Below are 14698 nucleotides of genomic sequence, written 5' to 3' on the forward strand. Positions count from 1 at the left end.
AGATTAAACCATCCATCGGCCATAACCCTGTTTCTGCATAAAGAAATCGGGAGACGAATACAATCAATTGGGTAACTATCCAATGGGAGAGCTACCAAACAGTAGAGATAGAGGTTTAGAATTTTACATTATAAGGAATGGGGTGGGTGTTTTGGCTTATACGGATAACTATGAAAGGGATGCCTACGGGATTATTGCCTTTTGGTTGCGGAACGATTATGATCACGGTCGATTTTTCGACAGGGAAATAAGCCATTATGAAACAGAGCTGGCCCGTGCCAACTTGAACAACATTCAGCGTTTAGGTGCAGTTTGGCAAAAGGCGGAATCGAAAACAGGTGATCTCGGTACATTGATTCAGGAAGCTCAACATGCTTCTCGGGAATTCCACAGCCTGCTAGCGTATACGATGGATAAATCCTTACATTGTGAAGTTATTATATCTACGCCCATCTCCCTGCTGGATCACATGGTACGTGAATCCGAAGAGTCGCAAAAAGTGTATAAATTAATGGAAAGCGGTCGTCAAATTTCCCCGTCAGACGCAATTATCCATGAAACTGTCTTTTGGTTAAGGCAGATGGCAGATCATTTAGGCTATATTCGGCATTATTCGGACGTTTCGAATTACGAAGTAAACTTTCAAGTGACCCAGATGATGCAGAAGTTTGAGCGTCTGTTAATGCAGGCCACCGCACTCAAAACAATGATCCGAAGGCCACGCAATGAAAAACTTCCCATTTTAGCGCATTTCAAGGAAATGATTATTAAAGAAGCCAAAAGTTTGGAAGAGTTTAAACTAGAACTGGATGCCCTTATCAAACAATGTGCAATTGCCACTACTTCTCCTCCGGATTTATTGGAACATATAGCACGGGAAGCCCATCATCTCTGGAGGAACCTGGAAGATGAGAGAATAACGTAATCCATTATGCCGCCCCCACAAATCCAATTGACATGGATGCGGGGCGGCTTTTTAATGTTTGGTGCTAGGCATCCTTCTCTAAGTGAATCTTTTCAGGAAGCTGCTCCGTATAAGGAAGACAGATGATAGCGGCCGCCCCCTCCCCTATGCCAACAAGGAAACGGGGCTTTGGCCCAAAATTTATATGTTATACTAGCCGTAGAATATTAGACACGAGGAGGATACATATGGGAATCTTCAACTTTTTTAAGAGCCAGCTCATCGAGGTGATCGAGTGGACGGATTCAAGTTCCGATACGATGGTCTACCGCTTCCCGGTCCAAGGAAATGAAATCAAGATGGGGGCTTCCCTGACTGTGCGGGAATCCCAAGTGGCGATTTTCGTAAATGAAGGGGAAATCGCGGATGTATTCGGTCCAGGCCACCACTTACTTTATACGCAGAACATGCCGATTTTGACCAAATTGAAATCGTGGAAACATGGATTCGATTCCCCGTTCAAGGCGGAAGTCTATTTTATTAACACGAAGCAGTTCATCGACCGGAAATGGGGTACGTCGAATCCGATCATGATGCGTGATGCGGATTTCGGGGTCATCCGGTTGCGGGGGTACGGCATCTACTCCTATCGCGTAGCCGATCCTGTCGTTTTCCTTCGGGAATTGTTTGGGACAAGCGCCTCTTATGACACGAGCAGCATCGAAAGCCATTTGAAGAAGATGGTCCTTAGCGGGTTGTCAGATCTCTTCGCCGAGTCGAACGTTCCTGCTTTGGATCTCGCCATGCACTACGATGAATTCAGCGCAAAGGGCAAGGAAAAGATGGAGCCCCGTTTCCAAGCATTCGGCTTCGAAATCACTTCCTTGTACATCGAAAACCTATCGCTTCCGCAAGAAGTGGAGCGCGCGATGGACAAGCGGACGACGATGGGCGTTTTGGGCAATATGAATCAGTACACGCAATACCAGGCGGCAGAAGCGTTGCGGGATGTGGCGCGCAATGAATCCGGCGGCTTGGTGAGCGCCGGGGCGGGACTTGGCGCCGGTGCCGCCCTCGGCAATGCTATGGCAAATGCGTTCAACAGTGTGCAGCAAGCCCCCGCCGCCCCGCAAGCGGAAAAAATTCCATGTCCGCATTGTCAGGCCCCGGTCAACCCGACTGCCAAGTTTTGCGGCGAATGTGGTCAATCAGTTCAACAGCCAAAAACCGCCTGCATCAAATGCCAGGCGGAACTCGAGGCGGATGCTAAGTTCTGCGGACAATGCGGAACGAAGCAAGCGACGGAATCAATCTGCCCTTCCTGCGGGAAAACGAATTCCGCCACTGCCAAATTCTGTGGTGACTGCGGAGAAAATCTCCAAAAGGACGAATAATGGGGTGACGTTATGACAGAAATGAAAACCCAAGATACCGTCGAGCAGACCGAAGTGAAAAAATGCACGTCCTGCGGCGGCAACACGGTATTCGATCCGGCTAGCGGCGCCTTGAAATGTCCGTTTTGCGGCAGTGAGGCGGAAATCGAGGCAACACGGGAGAATACGGCGGAGCTGGATTTTCAGGAAGCCTTGGAGGAAGAGATCCACGGCTGGGATGATGAGAAACGGGTATTCCGCTGTGAAAACTGCGGAGCCGAGACCTTGCTTGATAAAGATCAGGTTGCCGCATTTTGTACGTTTTGCGGCTCTTCCCATATCGCAGTGAGCGAGCACCAAGCCGGCATCAAGCCGGCGCTCGTCGTCCCTTTTCAAATCCCGAAAGAGGAAGCGATCGATAAATTCAAAGATTGGATGAAACGCCGATACTTTGCGCCATCGAAGCTTTCCCAAACGTACCAATTGAACAAAATGACAGGCACCTACCTCCCCTACTGGACATTTGACAGCCGAACGGTTTCCCAATATGTCGTTCGGATCGGGACATATTATTATGTAACGGAAACCCGGACGGTCATTGAAGACGGGAAACCGAAGACCGTGACAGAACAGGTGCGGAAAACGAGTTGGCGTACAGAGCGAGGCAGATACCGTCACTTTTTCGATGATGTCCTCGTCAAGGCTTCTCGAAATTCGGCAACGGGGCTCATCAATAAAATCGAGCCATTCCAATTAAGCGGCCTCCTTGACTATAAGCGTGAGTATGTTTCGGGATTTTTGGCGGAACGGTACTCCATCCCTTTAAAAGAGGGCTGGCAAGATGCGAGGCGGATCATAGACCGAGGCATCGAGAATGGCATCTACGGACAAGTCCATGGGGATGAAGTCCAACTTGTCGACGTTGCGACCGATTATCGGGACATTACGTATAAACATATTTTATTGCCGATTTGGATTTCGTCTTTTCAATTCAACCAGAAAGTCTATCAATTTCTCGTCAATGGACAAACCGGAAAAGTAAGCGGCAATTCCCCAATCAGCATCCTGAAAGTGTCGATTGCGGTGCTGGCCTTTATTCTAGTCGTTGGGGTGCTTATCTTTTTCTTTGATTTGACCTAAATTTTCACTCTTACCCAAAATGCTTCATAAGATACAAGGTGAAATGAATTGGTTAGGAGCGATTTCAATTACAATCCATGTTGTCCAACAAGGAGAAACATTATGGACCATTTCCCAGCGGTATAATGTCCCGGTTGCCGAAATCATTTCGGCCAATGAGTTGGAAAGTCCTGACCGGTTACCGATCGGCATGTCTCTGGTCATTCCCACCGCGAAAAGAACACATATCGTCCAATCCGGGGAAACATTAAGTGCAATTGCCGGACGGTACGGTGTGACGGTACAAGATTTGGTCAGCGCCAATTCCATCCGCGATATCAACCTCATTGCTGTAGGCACCACGCTCGTCATCCCTATGCACAAGCCGGTCATCGATGTCAACGCCTATACGATCAGCACAGGAAAAACGGGCGCGCAAGAAATTCTGGAAGTCGGCGACTATTTGACGTACTGGATGCCCTTTGCCTATACGATTCGAGAAGACGGCGGCTTGGATGCCGTGGATGACGAAGCGATGCTGGAAGCGGCGGATGAAAAAGACATCGTTCCAGTTTTATGCATCACCAACTTCAGTGCAACCGAGAGCGGTTCCCGTCTCGCCTCCACGCTATTGAACAGTGAGGATCTGCAAAACCAACTCCTTACGAATCTATTGACGATCATGCGGGATAAAGGCTATAAAGGGATCAATGTCGACTTCGAGAACGTCTTCCCTGCCGACCGCGAAAATTACAACCAGTTCTTGCAGCGGGCGGTCGATCGTCTCCATCCGGAAGGGTATTTCGTTTCCACTGCCCTCGCCCCGAAAACGAGCAGTGAACAAAGAGGTTTGTTGTATGAGGCGCATGATTATGAAGCACATGGAAGAATCGTCGACTTTGTCGTGCTGATGACCTATGAATGGGGATATCGGTTCGGACCGCCCCAAGCCATCTCCCCGCTTAATCAGATCAAGCGCGTTCTCGATTATGCAGTGACCGTCATTCCGAGGGATAAGATATTCTTTGGCTTTCAAATCTATGCTCGCGATTGGCTCCTCCCCCACGAACAAGGGCAAGAAGCAGAAACCTTCAGCCAGCAAGAAGCTATTCGGCGGGCGACCGAGCATTGGTCGGCCATCCAGTTTGATCCGGTCGCCCAATCCCCTTTCTTCCGATACACGGATGAGCAAGGTCGGCAACATGAAGTGTGGTTCGAAGATGCCCGAAGCGCCCAAGCGAAATTCGACTTGGTGAAACAATATAATTTACGCGGAATCAGTTATTGGGTGCTAGGCTATCCATTTCCGCAGAACTGGCTGTTGCTTGAGGATAACTTCACGATCCGAAAACGACGTTAATGATAAATGGAAACAACTCATTGTGACAGTGCAACTTCAAAATGAGTTGTTTTTCTTTATGTTTCAAAACCAAAACCCCGCTACAGAAACAGCGTCTTTTGATTAAGCCTAAAAACACATATACATAAATTGGTGCTTCCTTCATATTTCATAATAGTGGAAACTATCTTACTCTTGAACTTGTAAAAGGAGATGGGAGGAGAATGGAATAGATGAAAAAGGGTAAAGCAATTCTCTTGTTCGTTCTGACAATCTGTTTATTTTTCGGAACGTCAAACCAGGTTTTGGCAGCAAACCAGAGCTTTATTAATCAAGTCAGAAATGAATACGTGAATTATGAAAAGAAAACTACTGCTGCTTATAAAGAGTATAGGGAAAAGTCGATCAACGTATATCAAGCCTATCATAAAAGACACTTGGCTTTTTTGAATGCTTTTGAAAAGCAAACGAATGATGATGTAACGAAAATCACCCAATTATTGAGTGAAGACGCGGCACGATTAGAAAAGCAGTATGGCAGCCACAAAGAATATGCGTCCAAATTAAAAGACTACAAAGCTGCCATTAATCCAAATTCCTTGAGCAGCCCGATGGGAGCCTATGCGCGGATCATAAATTCGAATTCATTAAGTAGTGTCATGGGCGATTTACAGCGAGCAACGAATGAAAACTCCCTTAGCAGTCCCATGTATCGCTATCGTCAAGCTGTCAATGAAAATTCTTTGAGCAGTCCGATGTATAGCTACCGCCAAACGGTAAATAAAAATTCGTTAAGCAGTCCGATGTATGCCCTCGAGAAAGGCAGTGGTGTGAACTCCCTCTCGAGCGTCATGTATAAGTACAAAAAAGGCCAGGTATCCCAAAAAAATGCGCGAAAACAATGGGATCAATTGTTTAAAAAAGAAACCCAACACATTCAAAATAGCAGTAAGAAAGCAAAAGACAACATCGCGCAGACGATAGAAAATGTCGAAAATGCGATACTGAATCAAAAATACAAAACGGTCAATGGCATACTGGAGCAGCGCACAAAATCACTTCAAGAAATTTCGAATTTGCGAGCTTCCTCTTTTGGTGAAGGAATTTCAGTTGATCCGCTTCTCCCGAATTTGAATGAAATTAGTGTGATGGTGGATGGCGAATGGCTTGCGCTTACACAACTACCTGTTATCCAAAATGGCCAGACATTTGTTCCGATCCGCGCTGTTTACGAAAAGGTAGAGCCATCGATCAAAATAAGCAAAAAAGGAAATGTCATTACGGCAACGAGTCAAAACGTCAACATGACCATAACGCTCGATAAGAAAAATGCAATCATTAACGGAAAGGCAGTTACACTGGACGCATCTCCGAAACTGATCGGCGGACAAACGATGGTTCCGCTTCAATTAGTGAGCGAATCATTGCCTGCCCATGTTAGCTGGGATGCTGCAAGTAAAACCGTACTCATTACGACGAAATAATTCAAACAAGAGCTTTCCAAAATCGGCTACACGCGGATTTTGGGAAGCTCTTGTTCTAATGTTATTCGGAAGACCGCCTGCCTCCCAACAGCCATAAAATGAAAAACAGTAGAAAAGCAACGACCTCCAGGGAAACGATATACCATGGATACGGACCTAGGAAATCAAGCAAACTTCCGTCAGCCGGTTTCATTCGCAAAAACATATAATTCCCACCCACCGCCCAATTGACGATCATGATAAACGGAAGCAGGACATTCAAAACAAGCATCGTTTTCAAGATCCCTGTAAATGTGGGACGATATCCTTTGATCCAGACGAAATAAAGGGCGGTCAGGATGATGCCCAGATGCGTATAGAAAAAATGGAAGTATCTGAAATGAGGAAAGCTCAGATCCAGAACCGGTGTCGCAATGGCTTGCAATGCACCTCCGATACCGGCATAGAAAACAAAATCAAATACATGCCGGTTCCCCGTCCATAGCAAAACAATCGATGCAAGCAGGCTGAGGCTGCATAACTCCAAAGGCAGTGAATCAAGAAGATGCCATCGATCTGTGGACACCATCCACAAATGATACATACTGTCGAACAATAAAAGAGTGAAGGCGAATACTCGTTCCATCACTGCCCTAGTCTCCATTTGCGAAGGCCATCGATCTTTCATGATGAACAAAAGAACGATCGCCATGACGAGGAAACCGATCGCCGAGAGATGCGCCAGCGAAAACATTTCAAACCGCGGTCCGTTCATGCTACTCCTCCTCATTCCCACCTTCTTATGTCGAGGACGAGTTTCTCCATCCCTCATTCCTTCGGGATTACTGAAAGCAATCGTGGAAGCCGCCACTATGATTCAGCTATCATCGATTGTCCCGACGATAAAGATCACGACTCTTGTAACCGGCACGTAAAATCATTTTCATTTCATCCCGCCGTTTCGTTTTCGTCGCCTCTTGTTTTGCACTGTACACATATCGCGCCCAATCTTTCCGGTATCCGGGCGTAAGCGCTTGATAAAACGCCAGTAAATCTGGTACTTCCTGCAAATCATTTTCAATTTCAGGAATGAACTCAATATAATCATCCACACATTGGCTCGGCTTCGTGGAAGGCTTGTTGATCCCTTTAGAATCCTCCTTCAGGCCGACAACGGTAAACACATCATCCAAACCGACCATCCGGGAAAACTTTAACGTGCTGGACCTTACATATCCCTCTTCATCGGCACCCATTCCTGACAATAGCTCATCGCGATGAATATACGTCGGATACACGGTATTCCCTTTTTTCGGATAGGCGATGTACAGATAGCCTTTTGGATGCAAGGACTGGTTCTCAATGACTTCATTCACCAAAGTCCGAAGAGAATCCAAATCCACGACAAAGGCAAAAATCAAATCATATGACTTGTTCACCAATTTTGTATCATAGTCGTCCCACCCTTGAAAATAATCGGTATTCTCCGGCGCATGAAGCACAGCCGCCTGGTTATATTTCGTTAAATTCAATTTTTCTACAATCGTCTTTGACATTAGAACACCTCAAATTTTGTAGCCTAGCTGTAATTTTATTTCTAGCCTAAAACAGTATATCAGATGGATACTTGTATGTTTGCGTGGCAGGCACCAAGGGGAAAAGTGGAAGAAAGAGTGAATCGGGATGGTGAAACTATGAAACAACTTCTAAAACTGATTTTAATCGGTATTCTATCAGGTTTGCTATTAGCTGGTTTCCTGAAGCTCGTTTACAAAATTACCGGCAACCAGGCGTACATACTGCTTTATAATATAGACTATATTCCGTTCCTTCGTCAGTGGGAAGACGTGTCCGCTGTCGGCCTCGTCTTCCATTTCGTTTTTTGCATCGCCAGTGTCATCGGGCTGTATTATATATTGAAGGCATTCCGGCATGAGCGGCACCCGCTTCCCTATCTCGCCGTCTATACGATCGGCAGCGGCATCCTTTACTTTTTGACTTTGCTGACGGACCAGCCCCCAGCAGCCGATGATGTCGCAGCTTGGTTCTACTGGACATTCGGCCACGTCCTATTCGGTTTCGCGGTCGGCTATTTAGTGAAATATGCCATGGGTATGCCTTGGTCGAGGAAATCGGAAAATGAAATCCGCCAACAGCCGTCATAATCCTGTTTTAAACACATAGCTGACGCGGTCATAGCCCATCTTTACTTCATAGAAGCGATGGGCGTCCGACCGTTGCAGACCGCTTGATAAAGCAACGAAGGAGTATCCTTCCGACCGGGCAAGATCATGGACGAACCCGAGCAACTTTTCTCCATATCCCTTCGACCGCTTCGCTGCATCGGTCACGAGATCGCAAACCCAGATATAGCGGCCATAATAAAGCGTAATCATCGGTTGAAACCCGATGACCGCCACCACCTCATCCCCATCAAAAAGCGCAAATTGCCGGTATTGCTCTTTTTCTTTCGCCTCTAGGACCAGTTCCATATAGGCATCCTCATTCAGATGGGAACGTAGTTGTTTCATAATGGGATATCCCGCCAAGAAATCTTTTTCCGTCACTAGTTCTTTGATGATAGTTTCTTCCAAATGAAATCCTCCTTTTGGGTCGTCCTTCTTCCTTCCCGGTTGAAATATTTCGATCCTAAAATAGGACTTACACGCCTCCCGTATTTTTGAATATTCGATAAAATAAAAGGAACGATACCGGGAGGTGGATGTATGGCAATGTTCCTGACGAGGCTATGTAGATTCTTTTTGGGCATCGTCTTTCTCGTCGCGGGGATCAATGGTTATTTTGTCATCTTCGGTTGGGAGCCGTTTATTGCGACAAGTCCTGAAGCGATGACTTTATTTGAATTCGACTATTTACTGATTGCCGAAAAGTCCTTGGAAATCCTTTGTGGAATTCTGCTTCTGCTGAATCAATTCGTCCCACTAGCCCTTGCTATCCTGGCCCCGATCCTTGTCAATATATTATTACTGCATCTCTTCCTAGATCCTTCGTTGCTGCTATTGGCCGTGTTACTAGTGATCGCCTTTGGTTATTTGGTTTTTTTCTACCGGAAGAACTTCGCCTCTCTATTGGAAAGAAAGCCAAATACACTTTCATGAAAAATGAAAAACCGAATCAGCGTAAGCGTACAGCTCGCCGATTCGGTTTTTTAGATCAATAAGCCATCCAACCGCCATCCGCTGTCACGACGGTGCCATTGACAAAACTCGATTCATCCGATGCAAGGAAAAGGGCGATTGTTGCGATTTCCTCCGCTTCCCCAGATCTCGGGTTGTTTCCGCTTCCGGACATCGCCCGCTCCATCCCGAATGGATCCGGCTCGCTCATCGTCGTGCCGATATTCGTATTGACGCCTCCCGGGGCGATCGCATTACAGCGGATCCCTTTCGTAGCATATTGGAAGGCAACGTTTTTTGTCATCCCGACGACTCCATGCTTGGAAGCGGTATAGGCAACACCTGCCCGTGACCCTTGCAAGCCGGCCGCTGAGGCAACATTGACGATGACGCCTTGCCCTTTCTCCAAGAAGATCGGCATCGCTTTCCGGATGGCTCGCATCGGGCCAGTCAGATTGACATCCAGTACCCGATCCCATAACTCGTCCGACACTTCGCCGACCGGCATGAAGTTGTCCATGATACCCGCATTGTTCACTAGGATATCGACGGTACCGAAAGCCTCAAGCGCTTGATCGAACACCGCTTGGATATCGCCTTCCTTCGCGACATTCGCCATGACCGCAATCGCTTGTCCGCCATCCTGTTTGATCTCTTCGACCGTGGTTTGCGCCGCATTCAGATTCAAATCACATACGACAACTTGGGCCCCTTCCTTCGCGAACAATCGGGCAATCGCCTTCCCCATTCCCGAAGCCGCCCCAGTCACAACGGCCACCTTTGATTCCAATCTCATATCCATCCCTCTTCTCCATAAAATTGTCTCCCATTGCCCTACTCTCCTTTGATAAGAGCAAAGCAATCAGTGAGCGATGCGCTACCATGTGTGAATTCTCTGACATTATTATACCATAATTTACTAGAATAAAAACATAAATAGCAAAGAAGAAAGTGTAGGATAGTGATTAGTCACGTGGTGTTTCATCCGCTAACTCTTTCCCCATCCCCTTTAGGAAATCAAGACCGAATTTCAAGGCACGGTTAATATCGGGATCCTGGATAGCCGACAGCAATTGAAAAAGGCCTACCTTCTCGCCATTTCCACGGTATAATTCTGCTTCGTCCAGCCCTTTCTTGACGCTGTTGGCAAGCTTTGCGGTCACTTCAGGTTCGATGGAAGAAAGGACGCCGGCCGCCCCCATGACGTGGTTGATCAAATGAGTCACGGGTTCACGCGATACTTGTTCAAGCGCGATGCCGGCGATTTTCTCCTTCGCCTGCACCATCGCATGTGCCGCATCGAGCACGCCTATTTTATGCAGTTCCCCCGTCAATTGAAGAATTTTCTGAAGGGCTTCCTCCTGCTCGGTAATCAGTGCCTGCAAGTCCTCCAGTTTTTCTTGCTGTAGCTGTTCCGCCGTCTTCTCTGATTTCCGGATCGATGTAATCGGTGTCGCCATCCTATCTTCCCCCCTCTTGCTCGGTCAAATGCACATAGCCGGGACGCGCCCATTTCCGTTCCACTTCCACTCCATCTTGCGGATGTCGTCTTTTATTTCGTGGATTGGATGCAGGCAATGGATTATTCCGCACTTCGAGGAGTACTTCCATCCGCACTTTCGTCTGTTTGAATGCAGGGGTGTTCGTCCGTTGATCGACCGCCGGGCCTGTCAAGAAGTTGATGGCCGATTCCTTTTTCGTTGAATTCATCGGCAAGAAAAGCTCATTTGCCTTGACCCGATCCGTGACAAGCGCCGGTAGCTTCAATGCACCATATGGAGAAATCAGCCGAACGAGCGATCCGCTCACTACCCCGCGCTCTTTCGCCAGTTCCGGGGATACTTCCACGAAAATCTCGGGCACTTTCGACTGGATGCCTTCGGATTTATTCGTCAAATTCCCTTCATGGAAATGTTCCAGTAGACGTCCGTTGTTGATGTGCAAATCGAATTCCTCATCGAAGGCTACCGGCTCTACCCAATCGGAGAGTGCAAACCGCGCTTTTTTATCCGGAAAATTAAACCCGTCCACATAGAGGAGCGGTGTACTCGATCCATCGAGGCTTCCCCAGAGGAAACTGTTCCAGTCTTCCAACCCGGAATAATCCGCTTGGCTGAATAGCGGTGCCAGGCTCGCCATTTCTGCAAAGATTTCACTCGGATGTGTATAATTCCAATCCGCGCCGAGACGGTTGGCGACTTCCTGGACAATCCACCAGTCGGCTTTCGCTTCGCCGAGCTCCGGCAATGCCTGGTATAGCCGTTGAACGCGTCGCTCCGTGTTCGTGAAGGTGCCATCTTTCTCCAGTGATGGTACGGCAGGCAAGATGACGTCCGCGTATTGCGCAGTTCGTGAAAAGAAAATATCTTGAACGACGAGAAAGTCCAACTTTGATAAGACGTCATGTACGTGATTCGCATTGGAATCGACGAGTGCCATATCCTCCCCGACGATATACATCGCCTTCATGACGCCTTTATCCACGGCATGGAGCATCTGGATATTATCCAATCCTGGCCGTCCTTCAATTTCCACGCCATATGCGTCTTCAAATTTTTTGCGGGCAACGTCTTCCGTTACATGCTGGTAGCCGGGCAGCCATCCAGGCAACGTTCCCATATCACAGGCGCCTTGGACATTATTATGCCCGCGAAGTGGATAGGCCCCAGCGCCCGGTCGGCGGTAGTTGCCTGTCGCTAGCAGCAAATTGGAAATCGCAGCGGACGTATCTGACCCACCAGTGTTTTGCGTGACACCCATTCCCCAAAGGATGCACGTTCCGTCCGCATCCCGGATCAATTCAGCCGTCCGGATCAGCTGGTCTTTCGGTACGCCCGTCACTTTCTCGGCATAGTCCAATGTGTATCTTTCCAAAACCTCATTAAACTCTTCGAAATGCAGCACATTCTCGCGAATGAACGCTTCATCATGCCAACCTTGCTGGATCATATAGTGAGTGACTGCCATCAGCCATACTTGGTCCGTCCCTTGACGGGGACTAATGAAAAGATCGGAACGCTCCGCCATTTCATTTTTCCGCAAATCCGATACGATCAATTTCTGGCCATGCAGCTTATGGGCCCGTTTCACCCGGGTTGCCAGAACGGGATGCCCTTCCGCTGGATTTGCTCCGATGATGATGACAAGCCCTGCTTGCGCGATATCTTTAATTGTTCCCGCGTCTCCACCCATTCCGACCGTCCGGAAGAGCCCGTCCGTCGCAGGTGATTGGCAATATCGGGAGCAATTGTCCACATTATTCGTTTGGAATACTTGACGTGCCAATTTTTGAATAATGTAATTCTCTTCATTCGTAATTTTCGACGAGGAAATGATGCCGACGCTCTCTTTTCCATGTTCTTGCCAAATATCGCCTAGATTCTTCGCGACGAGATCGAGCGCTTCTTCCCATGATGCTTCAACAAAAGAATCCCCTTGGCGGATTAGCGGCGTCGTCAACCGCTCCTCACTATTGACGAAATCCCATCCGAATTTCCCTTTGACGCAAGTCGAAATCGCATTAACCGGCGCTTCAGAGACTGGCTGGATCTTCAAAATGTCCCGATCTTTCGTCCACACTTCAAACGAACAGCCTACGCCGCAAAACGTGCAAACGGTTTTCGTCTTTTGGATTCGGGTCTCTCGCATAGCCGCTTCCGCATCGGAAATGGCCATAATGCTGCTATAACCGGGCTCTACGTCTTTGACAAGTTCAATCATTGGTTCGAGTACATTTGACGGCATGGCCGTAAGGAATCCGGCCTTTCCCAACATCGATTTTTCCATGAGCGCATTGCACGGGCAAACCGTGATGCAGTGGCCGCATCCGACACAGGACGAGTCATTGATTTTCGCGCCGCCATCCCAGAGGACGATGGGACGTTCCCTTTCCCAATCAATGGACAAGGTTTCATTCACCTGAAGATTTTGGCACACTTCCACACATTGCCCGCAAGCGATGCACTGATTTGGGTCATATCGGTAAAAAGGATGGGTGAAATCGACGGCTCCCGGCGGACATTTCGGTTCATACGGATATTTCTGATGCTCAATCCCCATCAAGTCGACCGTATTATGCACTTTGCAATTGCCGTTATTATTGTCGCATACCGTACAATAGAGCAAATGATTTTCGAGAATGCGGTCCATCGCTTCGGTTCGTGCTTCTTTTGCCCGAGATGTATTTAACGCAACACGCATTCCATCCATCGCTACCGTGGAGCAGGCTCGAACGAGCGCGCCGTCCACTTCCACAATACATGTATCGCAAGTTTCGATCGGATCGACTTCCGGCAAATGACAGATTTGCGGATGCTCCACTCCAATACGATTGATCATTTGTATAAGGGTTTCGCCTTCTCTCGCCTCAACAGGCAAATCATCCAACCAGATGGTCATGCCATCGCCCCTTTTCTAAAGAAATCACGTTTTCCATCGTCTTTCGTTGCCCTCAGTATAAGGCATTCTAGTAGTAGTTACAATATTGCTATTATGGAAGAGAACAGTGTATCGTGTAGGTAGAATGGATTTGAACGAAGAGATAAGGAGCTCATAGAGATGAATCTAGCAGAGAAACGAACCGTCCTCCAGTTCGCCAACGGTTCCTTCACGCAACGGGAAGATTTGATAGTTGCGGAGCACCCGGTGACGATCCGGATCAATGGCAAGGAGTTCATGACCATCGTTTGCTCCCCCGACCATATCGAAGAAATGGTCATCGGTTTCCTGGCATCCGAAGGGATCATTCCCAAATACGAACAAATCAAGGACTTGCGGGTAGATGAAGGGGCCGGAATCGTCCATATTGAAACGGACACGATGTATCCCTATTACGAACAATTATTGAATAAACGATTTGTCAATTCCTGCTGCGGAATGAGCCGACCGGGATTTGTATTTGCCCATGATGCGCTCACCGCTAAAAAGATGACTGGGACGAACGTCGAGTTGTCCCCGGCGCAATGCTTTTCCTTGATGGAGGAAATGGAGCGCTCTGCCGACTTATTCCACCAGACAGGCGGCGTTCACAATGCCGCAATCGGTACGCCGGCAAAGCTGATTTTGGCACGGATGGATATCGGCCGCCATAATGCGCTCGATAAATTATATGGGCATTGCTTGAAGCATCGAATTAACGTACGAGACAAAGTAATCGTGTTCAGCGGCCGGATTTCATCGGAGATTTTATTGAAAGTCGCCAAAATCGGTTGTGAAATCATCCTTTCCAAATCGGCTCCATCGGCACGAGCTTTAGTGCTGGCCGAGGAATTGGGCATTACGACGGTCGGTTTCATCCGAGGGCAATCCTTTAATGCTTATACACATCCACAGCGGATCGTTTTAACGGACGAAAATAATTAGAG

At 47.8% G+C, this 14698-nt stretch carries 14 protein-coding genes; 8 read left to right on the forward strand and 6 right to left on the reverse strand.

Annotated features, from left to right (window positions below; genetic code table 11):
* Positions 1-67 precede the first annotated feature (67 nt).
* The 5 genes from MKY41_RS03960 to MKY41_RS03980 all read left to right on the forward strand — a co-directional run bounded on the left by MKY41_RS03960 (position 68) and on the right by MKY41_RS03980 (position 6219).
* Positions 68-925 (forward strand): DUF2935 domain-containing protein, encoded by an 858-nt coding sequence (locus MKY41_RS03960; protein ID WP_340743802.1) that lies wholly within the window; start codon positions 68-70, stop codon positions 923-925.
* A 227-nt stretch (positions 926-1152) separates the two neighbouring features.
* The gene (locus tag MKY41_RS03965) at positions 1153-2298 is read left to right on the forward strand and encodes an SPFH domain-containing protein (protein WP_340743803.1); all 1146 of its coding nucleotides are present in this window, start codon (positions 1153-1155) and stop codon (positions 2296-2298) included.
* 12 nt (positions 2299-2310) lie between these two features.
* Positions 2311-3417: a hypothetical protein gene (locus MKY41_RS03970; protein WP_340743804.1), complete on the forward strand. Its 1107-nt coding sequence runs from the start codon at positions 2311-2313 to the stop codon at positions 3415-3417.
* Between the two features lie 43 nt (positions 3418-3460).
* Positions 3461-4756 carry a LysM peptidoglycan-binding domain-containing protein gene (locus MKY41_RS03975; protein WP_445683298.1) on the forward strand — a complete coding sequence of 432 codons (1296 nt, stop codon included), beginning with the start codon at positions 3461-3463 and terminating at the stop codon, positions 4754-4756.
* Positions 4757-4968: 212 nt separating this feature from the next.
* Positions 4969-6219: a copper amine oxidase N-terminal domain-containing protein gene (locus MKY41_RS03980; RefSeq protein WP_340743805.1), complete on the forward strand. Its 1251-nt coding sequence runs from the start codon at positions 4969-4971 to the stop codon at positions 6217-6219.
* Positions 6220-6280: 61 nt separating this feature from the next.
* On the opposite strand, the gene MKY41_RS03985 is transcribed toward MKY41_RS03980, so the two are convergent.
* Together MKY41_RS03985 and MKY41_RS03990 are read right to left on the reverse strand one after the other, a co-directional pair.
* Positions 6281-6973, reverse strand: a complete 693-nt coding sequence (locus tag MKY41_RS03985; protein ID WP_340743806.1) for a YwaF family protein — start codon at positions 6971-6973, stop codon at positions 6281-6283.
* Positions 6974-7082: 109 nt separating this feature from the next.
* Positions 7083-7754, reverse strand: coding sequence for a YdeI/OmpD-associated family protein (locus MKY41_RS03990; RefSeq protein WP_340743807.1), 672 nt, complete (start codon positions 7752-7754; stop codon positions 7083-7085).
* Between the two features lie 138 nt (positions 7755-7892).
* On the opposite strand from MKY41_RS03990, the gene MKY41_RS03995 reads away from it, so the two are divergent.
* Positions 7893-8363: a hypothetical protein gene (locus MKY41_RS03995; RefSeq protein ID WP_340743808.1), complete on the forward strand. Its 471-nt coding sequence runs from the start codon at positions 7893-7895 to the stop codon at positions 8361-8363.
* Here the strand turns inward: MKY41_RS03995 and MKY41_RS04000 are convergent.
* Complete coding sequence (locus tag MKY41_RS04000) at positions 8358-8792, reverse strand: GNAT family N-acetyltransferase (protein ID WP_340743809.1); 435 nt, start codon at positions 8790-8792, stop codon at positions 8358-8360. The genes MKY41_RS03995 and MKY41_RS04000 overlap by 6 nt on opposite strands.
* A gap of 132 nt (positions 8793-8924) precedes the next feature.
* On the opposite strand from MKY41_RS04000, the gene MKY41_RS04005 reads away from it, so the two are divergent.
* The gene (locus tag MKY41_RS04005) at positions 8925-9317 is read left to right on the forward strand and encodes a DoxX family membrane protein (RefSeq protein WP_340743810.1); all 393 of its coding nucleotides are present in this window, start codon (positions 8925-8927) and stop codon (positions 9315-9317) included.
* A gap of 55 nt (positions 9318-9372) precedes the next feature.
* Here MKY41_RS04005 and MKY41_RS04010 read toward each other — a convergent pair whose 3' ends face one another.
* The 3 genes from MKY41_RS04010 to fdhF form a co-directional block, all read right to left on the reverse strand.
* A complete protein-coding gene (locus tag MKY41_RS04010; RefSeq protein ID WP_340743811.1) occupies positions 9373-10131 on the reverse strand; it encodes an SDR family oxidoreductase in 759 nt (252 codons plus the stop codon).
* A 169-nt stretch (positions 10132-10300) separates the two neighbouring features.
* On the reverse strand, positions 10301-10795 hold the full coding sequence (locus MKY41_RS04015; RefSeq protein WP_340743812.1) for a DUF1641 domain-containing protein: 495 nt from the start codon (positions 10793-10795) through the stop codon (positions 10301-10303).
* Position 10796: 1 nt separating this feature from the next.
* Complete coding sequence (gene fdhF / locus MKY41_RS04020; RefSeq protein ID WP_340743813.1) at positions 10797-13733, reverse strand: formate dehydrogenase subunit alpha; 2937 nt, start codon at positions 13731-13733, stop codon at positions 10797-10799.
* Positions 13734-13892: 159 nt separating this feature from the next.
* Here fdhF and fdhD point away from each other — a divergent pair, with 159 nt between their 5' ends.
* On the forward strand, positions 13893-14696 hold the full coding sequence (gene fdhD, locus MKY41_RS04025) for a formate dehydrogenase accessory sulfurtransferase FdhD (protein ID WP_340743814.1): 804 nt from the start codon (positions 13893-13895) through the stop codon (positions 14694-14696).
* Positions 14697-14698 lie beyond the last annotated feature (2 nt).

Origin of the sequence: Sporosarcina sp. FSL W7-1349 (assembly GCF_038003045.1) — a bacterium.
Classification (GTDB): Bacteria; Bacillota; Bacilli; order Bacillales_A; family Planococcaceae; genus Sporosarcina.